This window comes from Buttiauxella brennerae ATCC 51605, assembly GCF_001654925.1.
Lineage (GTDB): Bacteria > Pseudomonadota > Gammaproteobacteria > Enterobacterales > Enterobacteriaceae > Buttiauxella > Buttiauxella brennerae.
On sequence record NZ_LXER01000011.1, the window covers coordinates 376,447 to 399,361 of the forward strand.

At 54.3% G+C, this 22,915-nt stretch carries 19 protein-coding genes; 12 read left to right on the forward strand and 7 right to left on the reverse strand.

Annotated elements, in window-relative coordinates:
- The first annotated feature begins 118 nt into the window (after nucleotides 1–118).
- On the forward strand, nucleotides 119–1,477 hold the full coding sequence (locus M975_RS07030) for an esterase-like activity of phytase family protein (protein ID WP_064558202.1): 1,359 nt from the start codon (nucleotides 119–121) through the stop codon (nucleotides 1,475–1,477).
- A gap of 101 nt (nucleotides 1,478–1,578) precedes the next feature.
- Here M975_RS07030 and M975_RS07035 read toward each other — a convergent pair whose 3' ends face one another.
- Nucleotides 1,579–2,532 carry a hypothetical protein gene (locus tag M975_RS07035; RefSeq protein WP_064558205.1) on the reverse strand — a complete coding sequence of 318 codons (954 nt, stop codon included), beginning with the start codon at nucleotides 2,530–2,532 and terminating at the stop codon, nucleotides 1,579–1,581.
- Between the two features lie 133 nt (nucleotides 2,533–2,665).
- The gene (locus M975_RS07040; RefSeq protein WP_064558207.1) at nucleotides 2,666–3,637 is read right to left on the reverse strand and encodes a LacI family DNA-binding transcriptional regulator; all 972 of its coding nucleotides are present in this window, start codon (nucleotides 3,635–3,637) and stop codon (nucleotides 2,666–2,668) included.
- Nucleotides 3,638–3,822: 185 nt separating this feature from the next.
- Here M975_RS07040 and M975_RS07045 point away from each other — a divergent pair, with 185 nt between their 5' ends.
- The 11 genes from M975_RS07045 (at nucleotide 3,823) to M975_RS07095 (ending at nucleotide 17,024) form a co-directional block, all read left to right on the forward strand.
- Entirely contained in the window at nucleotides 3,823–5,070 is a 1,248-nt protein-coding gene (locus M975_RS07045; RefSeq protein ID WP_064558210.1) for an MFS transporter, read from the forward strand.
- Nucleotides 5,060–6,148, forward strand: coding sequence for a Gfo/Idh/MocA family protein (locus tag M975_RS07050; RefSeq protein WP_064558212.1), 1,089 nt, complete (start codon nucleotides 5,060–5,062; stop codon nucleotides 6,146–6,148). The genes M975_RS07045 and M975_RS07050 overlap by 11 nt, the downstream gene beginning before the upstream one ends.
- Nucleotides 6,148–7,206 carry a sugar phosphate isomerase/epimerase family protein gene (locus M975_RS07055; protein WP_064558217.1) on the forward strand — a complete coding sequence of 353 codons (1,059 nt, stop codon included), beginning with the start codon at nucleotides 6,148–6,150 and terminating at the stop codon, nucleotides 7,204–7,206. The genes M975_RS07050 and M975_RS07055 overlap by 1 nt, the downstream gene beginning before the upstream one ends.
- A 2-nt stretch (nucleotides 7,207–7,208) precedes the next feature.
- A complete protein-coding gene (locus tag M975_RS07060) occupies nucleotides 7,209–8,324 on the forward strand; it encodes a Gfo/Idh/MocA family protein (protein ID WP_064558220.1) in 1,116 nt (371 codons plus the stop codon).
- 234 nt (nucleotides 8,325–8,558) lie between these two features.
- The gene (locus M975_RS07065; RefSeq protein ID WP_064558223.1) at nucleotides 8,559–9,824 is read left to right on the forward strand and encodes an ABC transporter substrate-binding protein; all 1,266 of its coding nucleotides are present in this window, start codon (nucleotides 8,559–8,561) and stop codon (nucleotides 9,822–9,824) included.
- Nucleotides 9,825–10,742 (forward strand): carbohydrate ABC transporter permease, encoded by a 918-nt coding sequence (locus tag M975_RS07070; RefSeq protein WP_064558225.1) that lies wholly within the window; start codon nucleotides 9,825–9,827, stop codon nucleotides 10,740–10,742.
- Nucleotides 10,742–11,587, forward strand: coding sequence for a carbohydrate ABC transporter permease (locus tag M975_RS07075; RefSeq protein ID WP_064558227.1), 846 nt, complete (start codon nucleotides 10,742–10,744; stop codon nucleotides 11,585–11,587). The genes M975_RS07070 and M975_RS07075 overlap by 1 nt, the downstream gene beginning before the upstream one ends.
- Before the next feature lie 2 nt (nucleotides 11,588–11,589).
- Nucleotides 11,590–12,684, forward strand: a complete 1,095-nt coding sequence (locus M975_RS07080; RefSeq protein ID WP_064558229.1) for an ABC transporter ATP-binding protein — start codon at nucleotides 11,590–11,592, stop codon at nucleotides 12,682–12,684.
- Between the two features lie 5 nt (nucleotides 12,685–12,689).
- Entirely contained in the window at nucleotides 12,690–14,357 is a 1,668-nt protein-coding gene (locus tag M975_RS07085) for an alpha,alpha-phosphotrehalase (protein WP_064558232.1), read from the forward strand.
- 3 nt (nucleotides 14,358–14,360) lie between these two features.
- Nucleotides 14,361–16,010 (forward strand): glycoside hydrolase family 13 protein, encoded by a 1,650-nt coding sequence (locus tag M975_RS07090; protein ID WP_064558235.1) that lies wholly within the window; start codon nucleotides 14,361–14,363, stop codon nucleotides 16,008–16,010.
- A 213-nt stretch (nucleotides 16,011–16,223) separates the two neighbouring features.
- The gene (locus tag M975_RS07095; RefSeq protein WP_064558238.1) at nucleotides 16,224–17,024 is read left to right on the forward strand and encodes a YdcF family protein; all 801 of its coding nucleotides are present in this window, start codon (nucleotides 16,224–16,226) and stop codon (nucleotides 17,022–17,024) included.
- A 4-nt stretch (nucleotides 17,025–17,028) separates the two neighbouring features.
- On the opposite strand, the gene M975_RS07100 is transcribed toward M975_RS07095, so the two are convergent.
- The 5 genes from M975_RS07100 to M975_RS07120 form a co-directional block, all read right to left on the reverse strand.
- Nucleotides 17,029–18,447, reverse strand: coding sequence for an L-fucose/L-arabinose isomerase family protein (locus M975_RS07100; RefSeq protein WP_064558240.1), 1,419 nt, complete (start codon nucleotides 18,445–18,447; stop codon nucleotides 17,029–17,031).
- Nucleotides 18,448–18,466: 19 nt separating this feature from the next.
- Nucleotides 18,467–19,957, reverse strand: a complete 1,491-nt coding sequence (locus M975_RS07105; RefSeq protein WP_064558243.1) for an FGGY family carbohydrate kinase — start codon at nucleotides 19,955–19,957, stop codon at nucleotides 18,467–18,469.
- A gap of 2 nt (nucleotides 19,958–19,959) precedes the next feature.
- Nucleotides 19,960–20,904 (reverse strand): transketolase family protein, encoded by a 945-nt coding sequence (locus M975_RS07110; RefSeq protein ID WP_064558246.1) that lies wholly within the window; start codon nucleotides 20,902–20,904, stop codon nucleotides 19,960–19,962.
- A complete protein-coding gene (locus tag M975_RS07115; RefSeq protein ID WP_064558249.1) occupies nucleotides 20,897–21,727 on the reverse strand; it encodes a transketolase in 831 nt (276 codons plus the stop codon). Before M975_RS07115 ends, M975_RS07110 begins: the two co-directional genes overlap by 8 nt.
- A gap of 86 nt (nucleotides 21,728–21,813) precedes the next feature.
- Entirely contained in the window at nucleotides 21,814–22,914 is a 1,101-nt protein-coding gene (locus M975_RS07120) for an ABC transporter permease (protein ID WP_064518738.1), read from the reverse strand.
- Nucleotide 22,915: the final 1 nt, after the last annotated feature.

Consider the following 22,915-nt stretch of genomic DNA (forward strand, 5'->3'; position numbering starts at 1 on the left):
GCGGGATATTTAGTCACGTAAAGTAATCACGTAAGAAAACAGTCATATTTGTGTCATATCACTGCTTTATACCTTGTTGACCAAAACCAGGTGACCAAAAACAAGGGCAGCAAACACCATGAAATTGAAACCTTTTGCGTTATTACTGACCTCTTTATTCCCTCTGGCAACGCAGGCAGCTGAACCGCAGGTTGGCCGTTACGTTGTCACATTCCCGCAGGGCGACCATGTTGAATATCAGGGCGCTTATGCGGCGAACTTCCCGAATGGGTTGCCGGTTGGCGTGGGCTCAGGTTTACAGTTTGTGGGCAAAGAGGGTGAAACACTGGTTTTTGCTACCGTAACCGATCGTGGCCCTAATGCAGACTCGCCAAAATCAGGCAAAAAAGAGTCGAAGATTTTCGCTAACCCAAAATACACGCCACTGCTGATGACCATCCGCGTGGCAGAGGGTAAGGCGCTGGCCACTAACGCGCATGCACTGCATGACGAATCTGGCCCAATCAGCGGTTTGCCGTTGCCTGAAGGGCTGATTGGCGCAACCAATGAAATCGCGCTGAGCGACACTTTGCAGCAATTGTCGAGCGACAAACGCGGGCTGGATACCGAAGGTATTACCCCGGACGGCAAAGGCGGTTACTGGCTGTGTGACGAATATGGCCCGTTTATTATCAATATCGACAGCAACGGTAAGATCCTCAAAAAATACGGCCCGCAGGCAGAGCAAGGCGAGCAGGGTGTGGCGGGCGGTTTGCCGAATATCCTGAAATGGCGCCAGGCCAACCGTGGTTTTGAAGGCATCACGCGCATGCCAGATGGCCGTATTATTGCTGCGGTACAAAGCACGCTGGATATCGACGGTAAAAGCAAAAACAGTGCACAGTTCACGCGCCTGGTCAGTTTCAACCCGGAAACCGGCAAAACTGAGATGTATGGCTACCCGATTGACGTTGATGCCTACAAGAAAGCCAAAGACGCCAAAATTGGCGACATCGTGGCGCTGGATGACAACCGCCTGCTGATCATGGAGCAGGGTGGCGATAAAAACAAAGTGATGCGCAACCTGGTTTATGTGGTTGATCTCAGCCAGGCCAGCGACCTGAGCACTTTTGATAAAGATAAAGCACCTGAATTTGATGATGCGGCGCAGCTGAAAGCGCGTGGCATTAAGCTTGCTGAGAAAAAAGAAGTCGTCGATTTGCGCAAACTTGGCTGGCAGCAAGAGAAAGCCGAAGGCATGACGCTGATTGATAACCAGACTATCGCAGTCATCAATGACAACGATTTCGGCCTGCAAGCAGTATTGGACAACCCGGATGCTGACGATAAAAAAGCTGACGATTATGAAGTGGACGGCAAAGGCCATTTAACGCGTGACGGGCGCGAAGTCGCAACCAAAATCGCGTTAAAACCGCTGGAGAAACCGGCGTCGCAAAATGAGTTGTGGGTGATTAAGTTGCCGGAAGCGTTGAAGTAATTTTCAGGCATATGTCGGATGTCGCTATGGCAATCCGACTTAAAGTTTCGTTCTTACAGGGTGGATTCGCGTAAGCGATATCCACCCTTATTCGTCGTAAATCAAAAACTCATCGCCAGCCCTAAACCGTAACCACTGGTATTACTGCCGAACATATAACGGGCAACCAGGCGCGTGCGGGTGATGAACACATCATAATCACTGCTATCCAGCTCAAACCCCAGACCGACGGATGTCAGGCTGTTAAAACCCAGCTGGCCGCGCTGCTCACCGAGATATTCCGTATGGGCACTTTCCAGAACATAACGCACCGGTTTATTAAGCAGCGTCCAGTCAGAAATGGGGGCGCGACGGCGAAGATAGACACCTAAATTCTCCGTGCTGGCCTGGCCTCTGACGGCTTCGGAAGTGCTGCCGAAACTTTGCAGGTTCATCCCCGAATAGCGCAGTTCAATATCGATATCCTGCGGTTTTGAAAACAGTTCGTAATCGAGCATCAGCGAACCGCCCAGCCCATAAGCATTGAGCCGCCCGCCATTAAGAAAATCGAAATCTCTATTACTGCGCTTTTTAAATACATAAGCCCCCACGCGTAAATCGCTCGCCATGGTGCCGAGCATGACATTGGCAATCGGGCGCAGCACCAGGTTGCCGCCCCATCTATCGGTAAGGATGTGAAAATCCCAGCCGATACCCCCTGTGGCGGTAAGACTGTTCCATTTGGTCGGGATTTTACGGCTATTGGTGCCATCGCTGAGCACAAATTGTGGGTCGTAACGGCTATAGCCCATCGTCCCTTCCAGATAGAGCGGCACAGTTTTACTGAGTGTCGCGCCACCACCGAACTGCGTAATAGTCAGCTCTTTCGACTCATTGCTGCCGCTATCGATATTCAGATCGCTTGCGGTAACGTCAGGCCAGACGGTGTAACTCATTAGCGCCAGTACGGCGTCAGCGTGTTTTTTTGGGCGATCGATATCAACGGCGAAGCTCACCGGGCTTGCCAGCAATAGCGCAACGAGCAGGGCGAGAGCGCCGGGGAATGGAACCGTCATGTTGCTTCCAGTTTCCTCACTGTTAGGCCATAAACTGCATGAAAACACGATGTTGGTCTGAGCGATGAAGCTGAACGTCTCAATTACCCAGTATAGAAGTGATTACGTTTTTTTCTGTGGAAGTCACTGAGATCTACACCGATCCCCGTACCAATAACTTCCAGTCGAGAATTTCATTCACGGTTTCGGCTTCGGGGTTATCAATGCGCTCGAGCAGTAACTGCACGCTGCGCACGCCAAGCTGGTGCATCGGCTGTTCGATGGTGGTGAGCGGCGGGTAAGTCACGGAGCCAAACGGTACGCCATCAAAACCCATAATCGCCACATCCTCAGGTACGCGCAGCCCTTGTTCGTGAGCGTAATGCAGCGCGCCACCGGCTAATGCATCGGAGATTGCAAATACGGCATCTGGCGGTTCCGGAAGAGTAAACAGTTCCGCCATTGCCTGTATGCCAGCCTGGTATTCGAGGCTGTCGGCATACACCACCGCCTGCCAGTTTTTCCCGCAGGCCGCGCGATAACCGGCTTCACGCTGTTGCGAGTAGAGATAACGCAAATCGCCGTTAATCAGCGCAATGCGCTTATAGCCTGAGGTCATCAGGTGATCGACAGCCGCCGCCGCTGCTTTAAAGTTATCGATGGTGACCGAAGAGGCGCGATAACCGGGATCACCTTCACCGCATTGCACCCACGGGGAATCGCCAATCATTGTGGTTAAACCCGGTAAACAACTGATGGCATCCATGGTGATCACCCCGTCGACCACTTTGCCGCTTAGCAGGCGCAAATAGGCCGATTCACGCGTCAGGCGCGATTCAGAATTACACAACAGAATGTGGTAGCCATGCTTTTCCGCTTCTTCTTCAATGCCGCGCACCACGCGGGCGCAGAAGGGGTTGGTGATGTTCGACACCAGCACCAATAACATGCGACTGCGCGACGTGCGCAACTGGCGTGCCAGCAGGTTAGGCTGATATTCACACGCTTCAATCGCCGCCAGCACTTTGTCACGCGTGTCCGGCTTCACGGCCGGGTTGCCGTTTAATACCCGGGAAACGGTCGCGGTAGAAACCCCGGCAGTGCGCGCCACTTTATCTATCGACATGTTGATCCTTTGCACGATCGGTTGAAATGTGAACCACATTCCAGATTTGAATTGATACTACCAAATAATTCATCAGCATGATGGAAGTCTCCATGAAATCGATTACATTTTTAATGAAGTGTTAATGTAATCGATTACAAAAATAACCTCATACCCTTAAAACAATACCCTGCACTGGAGGATTTATGTCTTCTCACTCGGCCGTTGGGGCACAAGTGGTCACCCATAAATGGGTGATCCCACGCCTGTCGTTAATGATGTTTCTTGAGTTTTTCGTCTGGGGGGCATGGTATGTCACCCTCGGCGTCGTGATGGGTAAATACGGCCTGAGCGCGCTAATTGGTGATGCGTATTCCACCGGGCCGATTGCCTCTATTTTGTCGCCGTTTGTTCTCGGCATGCTGGTTGACCGTTTCTTTGCCTCGCAGAAAGTACTCGGCGTGTTGCACCTGATTGGCGCGGCATTGCTGTGGTGGTTGCCGGGCGCGTTTGAAAGCGGGCAAAGTGGTCTGTTGTGGATAGTCTTCGCCTATATGCTTTGCTACATGCCAACCATCGCGCTAAGCAATAACGTGGCGTTCCACAGCCTGGCAAACAGCGAAAAAGGGTTCCCGATCGTACGTGCGTTCGGCACCATCGGCTGGATTGTGGCGGGGCTGATTGTCGGCACCACCGGCCTTTCAGACAGCACCGGCATCTTTACGCTGGCCGCCGTCGCCTCTGTAGTGTTGGGGATTTACAGCTTTACGCTGCCCAATACGCCAGCACCAGATCGCGGTAAGCCACTTTCGATGCGCGACCTGGTTTGTGCCGACGCCTTCGCATTGCTTAAACAGCGCCATTTCATGGTGTTTATCATCTGCGCCACGCTTATCTCTATTCCACTGGCGGCTTACTACGCTTACGCCGCGCCGTTTATTTCTGCTGTTGGGTTCGAGAACGTCAGCGGCGTGATGGCATTCGGGCAAATGTCTGAGCTGCTGTTTATGCTGTTGATTCCCTTCTTCTTCCGCCGTCTTGGCATCAAAATGATGCTGCTGATTGGGATGCTGGCATGGTTTGCACGTTACGCGATGTTTGCCCTTGGCATCACCGAAGAAACCCGCTGGATGATTTACATCGGCATCATTCTGCATGGGGTGTGTTACGACTTCTTCTTTGTTATCGGCTTTATCTATACCGACAAAGTGGCGGGCAACAAAGTGAAGGGGCAGGCGCAAAGTCTGCTGGTGCTGTTTACCTACGGGCTTGGCATGCTGATTGGTTCGCAAATCAGCGGAGCGGTGTTTAACCGTTCGGTTACCGCACAAGGTGCTGAAGGCTTACTTCAATGGCAGCAATTCTGGTGGATGCCGGCGATTGCGGCGGTGGTGATTGCTGCCATCTTCTTCTTTAGTTTCAACTATAAAGAGGGCGAGCAGCATGGCAAATAAGCCGCTGCGCGTACTGGTTGTGGGCTGCGGAAATATGGGGGCTGCCCACAGCCTTGCGTATCAGCAACTTGAGGAGTTTACCCTTTGCGGGCTGGTGGCTCGCGGAGATTCAAAAACTAAGCTGAAAGCCCAACTTGCGGCGGATATTCCCCTGTTCGACGATCTCAAGCGGGCGATTAGCGAAACGCAGGCCGATGCGGTGTGCATCGCCACCTGGCCTGATTCGCACGAAGCGCTGGCACTGACCGCACTCGCCGCAGGCTGCCATGTATTTCTCGAAAAACCGCTCGCCACCACGGTGAGCGGGGCGAAACGGGTGGTCGCCACGGCGCATCTGGCGGGTAAAAAGCTGGTGGTCGGGTACATTTTGCGCCACCACCCGGTGTGGCAGCAGTTTATTGCGTTATCGCACGGGCTGGGCAAGCCGCTGGTGATGCGCATGAACCTCAACCAGCAAAGTAGCGGTAGCGCCTGGCACACGCACAAAATGCTGATGCAGTCGCTTTCACCCATGGTGGATTGTGGCGTGCATTATCTGGATGTGATGTGCCAGATGGTGCAAGCCAGCCCGCTGTCGGTGAGTGCGATTGGTGTGCGCTTAAGCGACGAAATCGCCCCCGAACAGTTTAATTACGGCCAGCTACAGGTGCGTTTTGAAGAGGGCTCTGTTGGCTGGTACGAAGCGGGATGGGGGCCGATGATGAGCCAGACGGCGTTCTTTATTAAAGATGTGATTGGCCCGCAAGGTTCTGTTTCTATTGTCGCCCGCGAAGCCGCTGGCGAAGGGCAATCCGCCAATGTTGAAGCGCACACGCGCACCGAATCACTGCGTGTTCATCATAGCGAATTAAACGCCCAGGGCGAGTTTGTACACCAGGATGAATGGCTGACAGCAAGCGATGAGCCGGATCATTTTGCTTTGTGCCAACGTGAACAGCAGTTTTTTGCCCGTGCCATTCTTGAGGATAGTGATTTGTCGCAGCACTTGCAGCAGGCGGTCGAAAGCCTGGCTGTGGTGCTGGCGGCAGACCGGGCCGTTCGCGAGCAGTGCACGGTTTTAATTAAGGAGATGTTGTAATGAAAACCCTGAAAGGGCCGTCCATATTTCTCTCACAGTTTATTTCCGACCAGCCACCGTTTAATTCGCTCGAAACCATAGCAGCATGGGCTGCGGGTCTGGGCTATAAAGCGGTGCAAATCCCCACGCATTTGCCGCATATTTTTGACCTCGCCAGAGCCGCTGAAAGCCTGGAATACTGCGCTGAAATTCGCAATCTGCTGGCAAATGTTGGGCTGGAAATCAGCGAGCTTTCGACGCATCTGCAAGGGCAGTTGGTGGCGGTGCATCCGGCATATGACGCCGCATTCGCCGGGTTTGCGCCGCCAGAACTGGCGCAAGATGCCGTTGCGCGTCAGCAGTGGGCGGTTGATAGTCTGAAACAAGCCGCTCGTGCCTCGCAAAATCTCGGGCTAAAGGCGCACGCCACGTTTTCTGGCGCACTGGCCTGGCCTTATTTTTACCCCTGGCCGCCGCGCAATGAGCAACTGCTCGGTGAAGCGTTTCATGAACTCGCTTCGCGCTGGAAGCCTATTCTGGACTCTTTTGACGAAGCAGGTGTTGACGTTTGTTTTGAGCTGCATCCTGGCGAAGATCTGCATGATGGCGTCACATTCGAGCGTTTTCTGGCGCTGGTTGATAACCACCCGCGTTGCAATATTCTCTACGATCCAAGCCATATGCTGCTGCAACACATGGATTACCTCGGTTTTATCGACCATTACCATGCGCGAATCAAAGCCTTTCACGTCAAAGATGCTGAGTTTTTACCGTCGGCAAAAAGTGGTGTTTACGCGGGTTATCAGCCGTGGATTGAACGCCCGGGGCGTTTTCGTTCCCTCGGCGACGGGCAGGTTAATTTCAACGGGATTTTCAGCAAACTGGCGCAATACGACTACAGCGGATGGGCTACGCTTGAATGGGAGTGTTGCCTGAAAGCAGGTGATGCAGGCGCGCGCGAAGGGGCCAAATTTATCGCGGAACACATTATTCCGGTTGCCGAATATGCCTTTGACGACTTTGCGCTGCGCGACAGCGAGAGATCCGCGGTGCGTCGCATGCTCGGGCTGGAGGAGTAAACATGAAACGTATTCGGTTAGGCATGGTGGGTGGCGGTGAAGGCTCATTTATTGGCGGCGTGCACCGTATTGCGGCACGCCTGGATGATCAGTTTGAACTGGTGGCGGGGGCGTTTTCGTCCTCACCGGAAGTGGCAAAACGCAGCGGGGAAGCGCTATTTATCGAAGACTCACGCAGTTATGCCAGCTGGCAGGAGATGGCGCAGAGCGAGGCAGCTCGCGCGGATGGCATTGAAGCAGTTTCGATAGTCACGCCCAACCATTTGCACGTTCCGGTGGCAAAAGTGTTTCTGGAACACGGTATTCACGTTATCTGCGACAAACCGCTCGGGGTTACGCTTGCCGAGGCGCAGGAGCTTGCGCAGATTATCCATGCAACTGGCCTGCAATTTATTCTGACCCATAACTACAGCGCACTTCCAATGGTGCGCGAGGCCCGTGCGCGAATCGCTAACAGCGAAATCGGCGATATTCGCGCCATCGAAGTAGAGTATTTACAGGACTGGCTGAACGACAGGCTGGAATTGACCGACAACAAACAGGCGAGCTGGCGCGGAAACCCGGCCATGGCGGGAGCAGGAGCGATCGGTGATATCGGTACCCACGCCTGGCAACTGGCGGCATTTGTCAGCGGCATGGAACCCGATACCGTGCGCGGTGAGCTTCTGACGCGCATTCCGGGAAGAGTGATGGACGACGAAGTGTACGCTGAAATGCGCTACGCCAACGGTGCGCGCGGCCGTTTGTGGGCAAGCCAGGTCGCACCCGGTTTTGAAAACGATCTGCGCCTACGCATTGTAGGAAGCAGGGCGACTATCAGTTTCCGCCAGCAACAACCTGAAATTCTGGAAATTCACCCGCATCATGGTAATAGTTACACTGTCACACGAAATGGCGTCAATAACCACGACTCCGTGCGCCATCAGTGCCGCACCCCCGCCGGGCACCCGGAAGGGTATCTGGAAGGTTTCGCGCAAATCTATCGCGAAGCGGCGCTGAAAATTCGTGGCGGCGAAGCCCCGTGGTTGCCGGGTATTGCCGAAGGGATTGCGGGAATGAAGTTCATCGAAACAGTGCGTGAGAGCAGTAACCGTGGCGGGGAATGGATGGAGTGGTGATGACACAGGGGTGGATGGCGCTCACGCTTATCCATCCTTCAAAAACCAATTATCTACTCGCATAGCGCGTCCTACGCAAAAGTGAAATAAAAAATAGCGTTACGTGCACTACGTCGAGAATTCGCACAAAGGTTAGGGCGCTAAGTTGTCGTCTGGTTCGATTGTTAACTAGCTTTTTTATTGGTGCGTTCAAAACGCACTCCCTCAGGTTTGGTCTGAACAAAAGAGGAAACAATGAAAAAGCTGACGTTAAGTCTTATTACCTTAGCGCTTGCGGGCGTTTCTAACGCTGCGTTTGCCGATACCCTGCGCATGGAATGCCCAATCTCGCCTGGCGGTAAGGAATACTGCAAATACGTCAAAGATCGTTTTGAAAAGCAGACCAGCAACAAGCTGGAGTTTATCGAGTTCCCGGCAGCTTCTGACGAAAAGCTGGCTCTGCTACAACAACTGTTTGCCGCCAAAGATGAGAAAGCTGTGGACTTGTTCCAGTCGGATACTATCTGGGTGGGGCTGCTCGATAAGCAAACGCTCGATTTAACCGATGCAGTCGGCGATATGAAAGGTGATTTCTTCCCCGGCCCGTGGGCGAATGACACGGTGAACGGCAAAGTGAAAGCGGTGCCTGCGTACCTCGATACTGGCGTGTTGTATTACCGCAAAGACCTGCTGGAAAAATATAACGAACAGCCACCAAAAACCTGGGAAGACCTGACGCGCATCGCGACCAAAATTCAGGACGAAGAGCGCAAAGCGGGGCACAAAAACTTCTGGGGGATGATCTTCCAGGGCAAATCGTATGAAGGGCTGACCTGTAACGCGCTGGAGTGGATTGACTCTTACGGCGGCGGCACCTTTATCGACGAAAAAGGGAACGTGACCGTTAATAATCCGAAAGCGGCGGCAGCACTGGATATGGTCGCAGGCTGGATGGGCAAAATCACGCCGAAAGGGGCGTTAGGCTACAAAGAGGAAGAGTCGCGAGCGGTATTCCAGAACGGCGATGCGCTATTTATGCGCAACTGGCCATACGCGTATCTGCTCTCGCAAGGCGCTGATAGCCCGCTGAAAGGCAAAGTGGGCGTGGCTCCGCTTCCTGCCGGGCCGGACGGGAAGTCTGCCAACGCGCTGGGCGGCTGGCAATGGTCAGTTAACGCCAATACCAAAAATAAAGATGCGGCCATTGCTCTGCTAAAAATCCTCACCGATGCAGATTCGCAGAAAATGCAGCTGAAATATCTCGGCTTCGCACCGACGCGTTCAGCGCTGTACGAAGACAAAGCCGTACTGGAAGCCGCACCGCATCTGACGATGTTTAAGGAGATCTTTGCCAACGCTGTACCTCGCCCTGCAACGGCCACCAAAAGCCAGTATCCGCGCGTCTCGAATGCAATCTATAACGTGACCTTTAAAGTGCTCAACGGCGGCAGCGACGGCAAAACGGCGGTCGCCGATCTGCAAAAACGTCTGGAGCGCGTCAAAGGTAAGGACTGGCATTAGTTGGCGCATACAGGCTACCAACAACGGCGTCGCCGTATCGCGTGGATACTGGTGGCGCCTGCACTTTTACTTCTGGCACTGGCGGCGGGATGGCCGCTGGTGCGTACCTTCTTTTTCAGTTTCACCAACGCGATGCTCGATAACCCGTCCGAGTACCAAATGGTGGGGCTTGCAAATTATTACGCGACACATGACGGCGACAGCAGCGGTGTGTTGGTTGACCCGCTGTGGTGGCAGGCTGTCGGCAACACCTTGTGGTTTACTGTGGTATCGGTTGGTATCGAGCTATTGCTGGGGATGTTACTGGCGCTGCTCATGAACCAGAAATTTCGCGGTCAGGGCTTAGTGCGCACCGCGATTCTGGTGCCGTGGGCGATTCCGACGATTGTGAGCGCCAAAATGTGGGGCTGGATGTTCCACGACCAGTACGGCGTAGTGAACGACTTACTGGCGAAAATATTTGGCTATCAGGCCCATCTTGCGTGGATTGCCGAGCCATCGCTGTCGATGTGGGCGGTGGTGATTGCCGATGTCTGGAAAACCACGCCGTTTATGGCGCTGATGTTACTGGCAGCGCTGCAGCTGATCCCAACCGATCTCTACGAGGCCGCTCGCGTAGACGGTGCCAGCCCGTGGCAAAGGTTCAAGCGCATCACGCTGCCGTTGATTATGCCGGCGATGATTGTGGCGCTGATTTTCCGCGTGATGGATGCAATGCGCATCTTCGATTTGATCTTCGTGCTCACCTCTAACAGCGAGGCCACAATGTCGGTTTCCGGTTATGCCCGCGAGCAGATTATTTCGTACCAGGATATGGGGATGGGTTCGGCGGCGTCCGTGCTGGTGTTTATGATGGTGGCAGGCATTGCCGCCTGTTTCATCCGCGTCTCGCGCTTAAATGAGAAGGAGAAGCGGTGATGAAAACCACTCTTCGGCAGCGCAATTTTGCCCACAAACTGGTGATTTACACCGGGGCGACTTTTGCGGTGCTGTTTTGCGTGTTCCCGTTTTACTACGCGATTATCACCTCGCTTCGCACCGGGCAGGAGCTGTTCCTTCCTGCCTATTTACCCAGCGGCTGGCACTGGCAAAACTACGTCACCGCGCTGGTGGATAACGGCATCGCCCGCAGCCTACTGAACTCGGTACTGGTGGCGACGATAACCGTCGGCATTTGCCTGCTGGTGTCGATTACCGCCTCTTTTGCACTGGCACGGGTGCCGTTCCGTGGGCGTAAATTTCTGCTATTCACCATTCTGTGTGTCTCGATGTTCCCGCAGGTCGCGGTGCTGACGGGCATGTTTGAGCTGGTGCGTTTTCTCGGGCTCTATGATTCGCTCGGTGCGCTGGTGCTGTCGTACACCACGTTTTCGCTGCCGTTTACCGTCTGGGTGCTCACCACCTTTATGAAGTCGATTCCTATTGAGCTGGAAGAGGCGGCGATTGTTGATGGTGCCAAAACCTGGACCATTATCCGCCGCGTGTTTGCGCCGATTCTCGCTCCCGCGCTGGTTACCACCGGACTGCTGGCGTTTATCGGTGCGTGGAATGAGTTCATGTTCGCGCTGACATTTATTATTTCCGGCGACAAACGCACGGTGCCGGTCGCCATCAGTATGTTCAGCGGCGCGTCTACATTTGAGCTGCCGTGGGGCAGCATTATGGCGGCGTCGGTGGTGGTGACTCTGCCGATTATCGTGTTGGTACTTATCTTCCAGAAACGCATTGTCAGCGGGCTGACCAGCGGAGCGATTAAGGGATAACCATGGCGCAACTCGTACTAGATAAAATTCAAAAACGTTACGGCACGGCATCTGAGGTGATTAAACCGCTCGATCTGGAAGTGAATAGCGGGGAATTTGTGGTGGTGGTTGGGCCGTCTGGTTGCGGGAAATCAACGCTGCTACGCATGGTGGCAGGCCTTGAGGAAATCAGCGGCGGCGAGATGCGCATCGATGGGGTTTGCGTTAACGACGATTCTCCGTCAGAGCGCGGCATCGGCATGGTGTTCCAGTCCTACGCGCTTTATCCGCATATGACGGTGTACCAGAACATGGCGTTCGCGCTGGAAATGGCAAAGTTGCCGCTCAAAACCATCGACGAAAAAGTGCGTGAAAGTGCGCGCATTTTGCAACTGGAGCATCTGCTCGACCGCCGCCCGAAAGATCTCTCTGGCGGCCAGCGCCAGCGCGTGGCGATCGGGCGGGCGATTGTGCGCGAGCCGAGCCTGTTTTTGTTCGATGAACCACTTTCAAACCTTGATGCTTCGCTACGCGTGCAGATGCGTATGGAAATCGCTGCCCTGCATAAACGGATTAATGCCACGATTTTATACGTCACCCATGACCAGGTCGAAGCGATGACGCTTGCAGATCGCATCGTGGTGCTCAATCAAGGGCAAATAGAGCAGGTGGGAACACCACTGGAATTGTATGACCGCCCGGCAAACGTGTTTGTCGCGCAGTTTATTGGTTCGCCAAAAATGAATCTGATCCCTGGCGTTTTAGTTTCTGGCAACGCCCAGCGCACCGATGTAATGCTGGAGAACCGCCAGCTTATTTCGCTGCCGGTGAATGGCGCGGGCGTGCCGGAGGGGCAGAAGGTGCAGCTTGGGATCCGCCCGGAACATATCCAGCTAACCGAGCTTGCGCAGGCGGATATCGAAGGGGAAATTTTGTTTGTTGAGCAGATGGGCAACGAGACTTTGCTCTACGTAAATAGCGGTTACGGTAGCGAACCGTTGGTTATGCGCCATACTTTCAGGCTTGAGATAAAAGCAGACAGACGCATCGGTTTGCGATTACCGCCTGAGAATTGCTACTTGTTTAACAGCGACGGCCGGGCGTTTGTGCGAATTTAAGGTGAATGGATCGACAAAACAAGGAGAAATCAGTGGAAAAAAAATGGTGGCACAATGCGGTGGTGTACCAAATCTATCCGCGCAGTTTTATGGACAGCAACGGTGATGGTATCGGCGATATTAACGGCATCATTAGCAAACTCGATTACCTGCAACAGCTTGGCATCAACCTGATTTGGCTCTCACCCGTTTACCGCTCGCCGATGGATGACAACGGCTACGACATTTCCGACTACGAAGATATTGCTGCCGAATTTGGCACCATGGCGCAGATGGAAACCCTTATTGCCCAGGCGAAACAGCGCGATATTCACATCCTGATGGATTTAGTCGTCAACCACACCTCTGATGAACACCCCTGGTTTATCGAAGCGCTGAAATCGAAAGATAACCCGTATCGTGACTTTTATATCTGGCGCAAACCTGCGGCAGATGGCGGCCCGCCGAACGATTTTCGCTCGTACTTTGGCGGTAGCGGTTGGGCGCTAGACGAGGCCAGCGGCGAATATTACTTGCACCAGTTTTCAAAACGCCAGCCCGATCTGAACTGGGACAACCCGCGCGTTCACGATGAAGTCCACGCCATGATGAACCGCTGGCTTGCTAAAGGTATCGGCGGTTTCCGCATGGACGTTATCGACCTGATTGGCAAAGAAGTGGATAAGCAAATTATGGCGAACGGCAAAAATCTGCACCTGCTTATCCGCCAGATGAACCGCGCCACGTTTGGCAAAGGGGATTACGTGACGGTCGGTGAAGCCTGGAGTGCCACACCTGAAGACGCGCTGCTGTATAGCGGTGCCGAGCGTGAAGAACTCTCCATGGTTTTCCAGTTCGACCACATCAAACAGTTCTGGGATGAGCACGCTGGGAAATGGTGCAGCAAGCCGTTTGAACTGGCAAGTTTCAAAGCGGTGATTGAGAAGTGGCAAACTGCGCTTGCACACCAGGGCTGGAATTCGCTGTTCTGGAGCAACCACGATTTACCGCGTGCGGTGTCGAAATTTGGTGACGAAGGGGCGTTTCGAGTGCCTTCGGCCAAAATGCTCGCCACCGCACTGCACTGCCTGAAGGGCACGCCGTATATCTATCAGGGTGAAGAGATCGGCATGACCAACGTGCGGTTCGAAACGATTGATGATTACCGCGATATTGAAAGCCTGAATCTTTATCACGTGCGGCTGGCGGAAGGTGTCAGCCATGACGAAATGATGCTCGGTATCCATGCGAATGGCCGCGATAACGCCCGCACGCCAATGCATTGGGACGACAGCCCGAACGCCGGGTTCACCACCGTCAAACCGTGGATAGCCGTTAACCCGAACTACCGTGAAATCAACGTTGCGGCAGCGCTGGCGGAACCGGACTCCATCTTGTGGCATTACCAGAAAATGGTAGCGCTGCGTAAACAGTATCCGGTTCTGGTCTACGGCGATTTCCAGCCTGTTTTGCGCGACCATCCGCAGGTTTTCGCCTGGGTGAGATCGCTTGATGGCGAGCGGTTGTTGGTGCTCAACAACTTTACCGCCGAGCATCTGACGCTCGACATTCCGCCTGAAATGCAGAACTGGCATGGCGAGTGTTTGATCAGCAACTATGCACCGCGTGACCAGCTTGCGGTGAGGCTCGAGCTACAACCTTATGAATCTTTTGCTTTATTAATCGGGAGGTAAACGATGGCGAACTGGTGGAAAGAGGCGGTGGCCTACCAGATTTATCCACGTAGTTTTAAGGACAGCAACGGTGATGGCATTGGTGACCTGAACGGCATCACCGAAAAACTCGATTACCTGAAAGACCTCGGCATCGATCTGATTTGGATCTGTCCGATGTACAAATCCCCGAATGACGATAATGGCTACGACATCAGCGATTATCAGGAGATCATGGCTGAGTTCGGCACAATGGCCGATTTTGACCGCCTTCTGAGCGAAGTTCACGCCCGCGGAATGCGGTTGATTATCGATTTAGTGGTCAACCACACCTCAGACGAACACCCGTGGTTTCTGGAGTCCCGCTCTTCACGCGATAACCCCAAACGCGACTGGTACACCTGGCGCGACGGGAAAAATGGCGCAGAACCCAACAACTGGGAAGGGATTTTTAAAGGCTCAACCTGGGAGTTTGACCCGGTAACCGAGCAATATTTTCTGCATTTGTTTACCCGCCGCCAGCCGGATCTGAACTGGGAAAACCACGATGTGCGCCGCGCCGTGTACGACATGATGCGCTGGTGGCTGGACAAAGGCATCGACGGTTTCCGTATCGACGCTATCGCGCATCTGAAAAAAGAGCCGCTGCTGGCCGATGTACCGAATCCTGACAAGCTGCGTTATGCCCCGTCGATGAAAAGCCATCTGAACTACGATGGGCTGCTCGATTACGTCGACGATATGAGCCAGAACGTGCTTAAGCATTACGATATTGTCACCGTGGGTGAAATGAATGGCCTGTTCGCAGAACACGCCGAAGAGTGGGTGGGCGAACACCGCGAGCGGCTGAATATGGTGTTTCAGTTCGAACATGTGCGGTTGTGGGAGCCGGAAGCCGGTTTGCGCCCGGAACCGGCGGTGTTAAAGAAAATCTTCACCGCATGGCAGGAAGCGCTGGAGGGCAAAGGCTGGAATGCGCTGTATGTAGAAAACCACGATCTGACGCGCATTACCTCACGCTGGGGCGACACCGAACACCACTGGCGAGAAAGTGCGACCTGTATTGCCGCGCTCTATTTTCTGATGCAGGGCACGCCGTTTATCTATCAGGGGCAGGAAATCGGCATGACCAATACCCGATTCAACAGCCTGAGCGATTTCGATGACGTGTCAGCAAAAAACATGTGGCGTGAAATGGAAGAACAGGGCAAAAGCGAAGAAGAGATAATCGCGTTTCTCACCAACACCGGGCGCGACAACTCCCGCACGCCGATGCAATGGAACGCCTGGCCGAACGCCGGATTCAGCGATGGTGAGCCGTGGTTTAAGGTGAATGCCAACTTTGAAATGATTAACGTCGCCAGCCAGCAGCAAGACCCGGATTCAGTGCTGAACTTTTACCGTGCGTTAATCAAACTGCGCAAACAGGAGCGCGCGCTGATTTATGGGCGTTATGAGCTGGAACTGGCAGACAACCCGCAAATTTACGCTTACCGACGCGTACTCGACGGCGCGGAGTTCGTAGTGCTGTGCAATATGTCCTCGAAATCGGCGCGCTGGACGGCGGAAGAATTGCCGCTCGAATGGGCCGAGTGTGTGCTGGGGAATTACCCGCAGGTTGATGAACTCTATCGGCTGCACCCGTGGGAAGCGCGGGTTTACAAGCTCGCGTAAAGAATTTTGTCGGATGTCGCTACGCTAATCCGACCTACGCGATTTCAGAAGGCTTTGTTTTGTAGGGTGGATAAGCGAATAGCGCCATCCACCGTTGACTCCGGTCCAGCCGGATGTCTCTGCTGCACGAGCGATAAAAGTCTCAGAGCAACCTGATGTAGTAACGACATTGCCTGCGGTATGATGTGCGCTGGTTTTTAACAAGGAGGGGTTATGTTGACGACAACATTTCCAGCTTTGCAGCCGACAACCATCAATGCCATTAATACCCTTGGCGAGTGGCTTTCTCACAATGAGTTTGCCGCGCCACCTGCGGTTTGCGATGGTGAATTTATTATCCTCGCGGGTAATGCCGTTATCCCTACCATTGACGCAGCCTGTGAGCTTGCCGCCAATAGTGAATTGCCGCTGCTGATTACCGGCGGGATCGGCCATTCGACGACGTTTTTGTATGCGGCGATTGCTAAGCACCCGCGCTACAACACCATTCCCACCACTGGTCGCGCGGAAGCCGCCATTATTAAAGATATTGCGACCGAGTTCTGGAAAGTCCCAGCAGAAAAAGTGCTGACGGAAGAGAAGTCCACCAACTGTGGCGAGAATGCACGTTTCACTTATGAGTTGCTGCAAACACTGGAAATAACGCCCGCTCGCGCGATTATCATTCAGGACCCGACCATGCAGCGCCGTACCGTCGCGACGTTTGAACGCGTCTGGCAAAGCGACGTGTATAAACCACATTGGCGTAGCTGGCCGGGTTTTGTTCCGCACTTAGTCAGTGACGAAACTCATACCGCTTTTAGCCTGCATGAAAAGGGCTTATGGCCGGTTGAGCGGTATATTTCGCTGGCACTGGGGGAGATCCCGCGTATCAGAGACGATGCGCAGGGCTACGGGCCGAATGGGCGTGACTTTATTAGCCATGTTGATATTCCGACTGCGGTAATGAATGCCTGGGAAATTCTCGCCAATGACGCCGCGCTGGCGCAATTAATGCGCGAGCGCGGCTTATAAGTCATTAACGATGCAGGTAACAGTTCACCCCTAAATACTTGCTGAACGCTTCCTGCAATACCACACCCGTCGCCGAGTGGTTCATGGCGACGTGGTGTTCAAAGCCGTTATTACAAATCCACGCCAGTAAATTTTCCAGATGCGGGACTTCAATCACCGCGCGGCAGCCGACGGTATCTAACGCATCGTCAACGGATTGCCCTTCACCGACATACGCTTTCACTTCGCCGGTAAAATCATCGGAAGAGAGGCGGAAATAGGTGAGCGGGCCACTTTTCAGGCGACCATGCACCGCGCCACAGGTGTTCTCTTTGCCGACGGTGGTGCCGATAATATCGGCGGTACCCATCGACGGAGATTCCAGGCTGCTGCTGGCAAAGTTCCCGCAGTGGAACAGCACGCATTTGTTGCGATCGTCGCCGAAGTTATTGTTCCAGTCGGCGATTGAGGCCGGATTTAGCGACGCGCTGGCGAGGGCATACATCGACAGTGCGCCCATCACGTCCACTTCGCAGGCGCTTGGCATTAACTGCCCGGACATCACGCTCATAATCGAGCAAACGTTAATGCCGAGGTTTTCCTGAAGCGAGGTCCAGCACTGGATCGCCGTGGTGTCGATATCGTTTGCCACTACCCATTCGCTGATCACCACAAACAGTTTTGCCATTTGGGTTAACTTATCGGCGGGAATGCCGCTGGCATCGGCGTTTTCAATTAAGATGCCGCGCTTCTCATGCACGCGCAGATCGTCATCGCTGATGTGTTTAATGCGGGTGAAAATTTCCGACAGGTCGAGGGTTTCAACCGCCACGCCCATTTTTTCGAGCAGTTTTTCGCTGTAGCGCACGGTGTTAAAACTGGCCGGACGCGCACCAATCGCCCCGATACGCACGCCCTGCATCGATTTCACCACCCGGCAGATTTGCGCAAAACGCTGTAAATCTTGTTCGAATACTTCACCGCTTAACGCACACACATGCTGCGTGGTGAGCGTGAAGGGGATGTTGTACTGGCGCAGGTTGTTGCACAGGGAAATTTTCCCGCAGAAGCTATCGCGGCGTGTCGCCAGGCCCATTTTGTCGAGGTTGTCTTCTTCTGCTTGAATCAACACCGGCACTTTGAGGCCGGAAAGACGAATCGCTTCTGCCACCGCTTTTTCATCGCCAAAGTTTGGCAGCAGTACCACCACGCCATGAATATCGTCACGATGCTGGCGGAACAGTTCGGCACAGACCTTGGCGTCTTGTCGGGTTTCCACTCCACCGAGATGCGTTTCTCCGTCTTTTAGCATTACGGTTTTGATACCCAGTTTGCCAAACAGCGCTTCGGCTTGTTCGTGCGCCTGCGCCACTAAATAGCTTGGGAAGAACCCGCGGTTACCGATGATAACGCCGAAAGTTAATTCTTTTGGGATACGAGACATGGCTTCACTCCAGTAAAAGTTAATTTGGCATAAAGCGGCAGCGCGCCACGGCTTCAAGCCATTGCTTATAGTTTTGTTGCATTGTTTTTTGTTGTTCTGCCTGCGGCAGCAAACGCTCGCCACAGTTGGCCAGTGCTGCAAGCGGTATGCCGTCTTGCCACCAGCCGAGAGTTTTCCCGGCTAACAGCGTCGCGCCGAGTGCGGATATTTCAGCCGCGGGTTGAATGATTAACGGGCGTTGCAGCACATCAGCCTGCAACTGCATCAACCAGCGGTTCTGGGTGGCGGTGCCATCAACGCACAGCGATTCGAGGTGCTGGCCAGTTGCCTGTTCCATCGCGAAAAAGACATCGGCAATTTGATAGACCAGTGATTCCAGTGCGGCTCGCGCCAGCACCGCAGGGGTAGCGGCGTCCGTCAGGCCACAAATCATGCCGCGTGCGTGGAGATCCCACCACGGCGCACCCAGCCCGGAAAGCGCAGGCACGTAATAGACGCCCTGGTTACTTTCTGCGGATTGCGCAAGCCGGGTCAGTTCTGCCGGATCGCTGATGCCCAGCATTTTCCCAAGCCATGCGGCACCCGAGCCGGTATGGGTGATGTTGCCTTCCAGCGCGTAATTCAGCTCGCCGTCGTGCCAGGCAAGCGTGGTGCTCAGGCGATTGCTGCGGTTTGCCGGTTCAGGAAGCGAAAGCATCAATGACGAGCCGGTACCATAAGTGGCTTTCACCACCTGCCCACAAACACTGCGTTGGGCGTACAGTGCCGCATGTGAATCACCGATCAGTGCCAGCACCGGCGTACCGATTGGCAAGCCTGGAATGGTGTTGATTTGCACTTCGCCGTGATGCCCGGAAGATGGGCGTACTTCAGCAAGTGCCGCACGCGGAATGCCGAATAATTTGAGTAATTCGTCGTCCCATTCGCCCTGATAAATATTAAACAGCTGCGTGCGGGCGGCATTCGAGTAGTCGGTGGTAAACGAGTGCCCGGCAGTCAGTTGCCAGTTCAACCAGGAATCGATGGTTCCGATACACAGCTCACCCGCTGCGGCACGTTTCATGCCGTCGGGAATGGCATCGAGCAGGGCGCGGATTTTCGCCGCCGGGAATAGAGGATCAACGGGCAGGCCCGTCAGGCGGGTGATCAGTTCACCGTGGCCCTGCGCTAAAAGTTGCTCGCAGGTCTGTTCTGAGCGGCGGTCCTGCCAGCTCACGACGGGCGTGAGCGGTTTGCCATCATGGCGTTGCCACACCAATACGGATTCACGCTGGTTGCTTATCGCAACGCCTGCGATGGTGACGGAGCCAAGTTGTTGCAGGCAGCCGCTTAACGCTTCGCAAACGGCATGCCACAATGCAATTGGGTCTTGTTCTGCAAGCCCTGGAGCCGGGTGCGTCATTGCCACGCCGACACTGTAACGGGCGCAGATTTGCCCGTTACTATTCACCGCCACCACTTTGGCGTTGGTGGTGCCCTCATCAATAGCCAGAATTACCGGGCTGGACATGGCTATGCTCCTTTGCAAAGCGCCGTGGCGGAACGTGTTACCCCTGCGGCATCAATTCCATGATGGGCACGCATCTCCTTGCGATCCGCCGCAATAGCATAGCTACCGTCTGCAATACCGAGTCGCAACAATGGGATGCCACACCCGGCTTCCGCTAACACTTCAGCGACCAGGCTGCCGACACCGCCATTCACGTTGTGCTCTTCAACGGTTATCACATGGCGTGAATTTTTAAGCATGGTGAGAAGTTGCACGGTATCGCAAGGTCGGATAGACGGAACGTTGATCACCGCCGCATTAATACCCAAATCCGCGAGTTGTGCCGCCGCCGTGACAGCTTCATGCACCGTTGAACCCATTGCCACTAAGGCCACATCGTCGCCTTCACGCAGCTGATTAATGGCACCTGGTTTGAACTGGTAATCTGCGTCGTGCAGTTCCGGCAATGCTTTGCCGTCAAGACGAATATAGACCGGGCCAACGTGTTCCAGTGCGTAGTCAATAATCTGGCGGCATTCAATCGGGCAAGAAGGCGCGTAGATTTCAATGTTGCCAAAACCGCGCAGCACGGAGATGTCGTCAATGCTGTGGTGGGTGCTGGCGAGCGGGCCATAACTGGCTCCGGCATTGAGGCCAAACAGTTTGACGTTGCTGTTGTTGTAGCAAACGTCGACTTTGATCTGTTCATTGGCGCGCGAGATTAAAAACGGAGCCGCATTGCAGGTGACGGCTATTTTCCCGCCCATCGACAGGCCAACCGCGGTTCCTACCAGCGTCTGTTCGGCAATCCCGACGTTCACCAGCCGGTCAGGAAATTGTTTTATAAAGGGGGATATTTTTGCCGTAGAGGTTGAGTCGGCCACGACCGGCACCAGGTCTACGCCGCGTTCGACGGCGTCAATAAAGGCATTCACCATTACGGTTGCCAGGTGTTCGCTATTACTCATCTTTCAGTTCCTCCAGCGCCAATTCGATTTCGTCACCTTTCGGTATCCGGTGGTGCCATTCCGCGCGCCCCTGAATAAAGGAGATGCCCGCGCCTTTGGTGGTGTTGGCAATCACGACGTGCGGTTTGCCGTGCGGTTGTAACCCTTCAAGGGTGGCGACCACATCAGCCATGTCATTGCCGCGACATTCGGTCACTTCCATGCCGAACGCGCGCCATTTCTCATCGAGCGGATCGGTATTGAGGATCTCTTTGGTCGAGCCTGCGAGTTGCAGATTGTTTTTGTCGTTAATAATGATCAGGTTATCGAGCTGGTAATGCGCCGCGACTAACGCCGCTTCCCAGTTGCTGCCTTCTGCCAGCTCGCCATCGCCGGTCACCACAAAGACGCGGCGCTTGCTGTTGTTGCGTTTAGCCGCCAGCGCGATGCCAACGGCGACCGGCAGACCGTGGCCGAGCGCGCCAGTGTTCAGCTCAACACCCGGCGTTTTGTGTTTCACCGGGTGGCCGGGCAGGTGAGAGTCGGCATGCTGATAAGTCGGCAGCCACTCCACGGGAATAAACCCGGCTTCAGCCAGCACACAGTAATAACCGCCAACCGCATGGCCTTTGGACTGAATGTAGATGTCACGTTCGTCGCTGTTAATCAGCTGCGGCGAACAATTCAGTATCCGGAAGTACAGGGCGGTTAAGATTTCTACCTGCGATAAATCGGCCCCGGTATGGCCCCCAGCCGGGCTGTTTGCATTGAGCAGGACGATGCGGCGACGGACGGCGCGTGCTCTCTTTTCCAGATCCGTAACAGACAGTGCGAACGGATTCATAGTGTTACCCCTTGCATTAAAAATCATAGATGAATAATTATTCGATGCGGGTAAAAAAATACCCGCCGTTCAGGATCTGTGACGCGCTACACCTTCCCGCTGCTTTCCATAATCGCTTTCTGGGCCACGACCGCTGCTTTTTGCTGCATGCGGTTTTGCATCTGGTCGATGATGACCGCCACAATAATCACGATGCCTTTGATGACCATTTGCCAGAATTCACTTACGCCCATCATCACCAGGCCGTCAGCCAGGAAGCCAATCACGAATGCGCCGACGAGGGTGCCAAGAATGGTGCCGCGCCCGCCTGCCAGCGATGTTCCGCCAAGCACCACAGCGGCGATGGCGTTCATTTCAAATGCCGTGCCGTTTGCCGGGTGGCTGGCAACCAGTTGAGCGGAAACCACGATCCCGGCAATGGCGGCGCAAAAACCGGACAGCGTGTAGACCCAAATTTTCACCTGCCGGACTTTGACGCCTGAAAGTTCAGCGGCGCGTTCGTTATCGCCAATGGCGTAAACATGGCGGCCAAACGGCAGGCGGCGGGCGACATAGGCAATGGCGACGGCCAGCACAATCATCATCCAGATAGCCCACGGAATACCGAACAGCGTGCCGGAGCCAATCAGGTCAAAACCGGTATTACCGAGTTGTGGGTTGCCGGAAAGTCCGGGGAAGGTTTCACCGCCCGAGGTCAACATAGCGGCCCCGCGCAAGATGTACATGGTGCCCAGGGTGCAGATAAACGGCGCGACGTTGTAGCGGGTGATAATCCAGCCATTACCCGCGCCAATCAGCCCGCCAACCAGCAGCACCAGCGGCACAATCACCCACACACTTGGGAAGATAGCGATACCGAACATCGGCAGCACAATACCTTTGGTTATCAGCCAACCGGCAATCATGCCGCACAGCCCGAGCGTTGCGCCAATCGACAAATCAATGCCCGCCGTGATGATGACAAAGGTGATGCCGAGTGCCAGAAAGGCGTTGATGGCAATGTGTTTAATCATGATCACCAGGCTGCCCATGGCGAGGAAATCCGGCACCATGATGGCGAAGAAGCCGACAATCAAAAACAGCGCAATAAAGGTGCGGAGTTTGAGCAGTAACAGCAGCAGATTTTCCCGCGAGCTGAACGGCGAGCCTGGTCTGGCGTTGAGCGCGACAGTATCATTCGTTTTCATA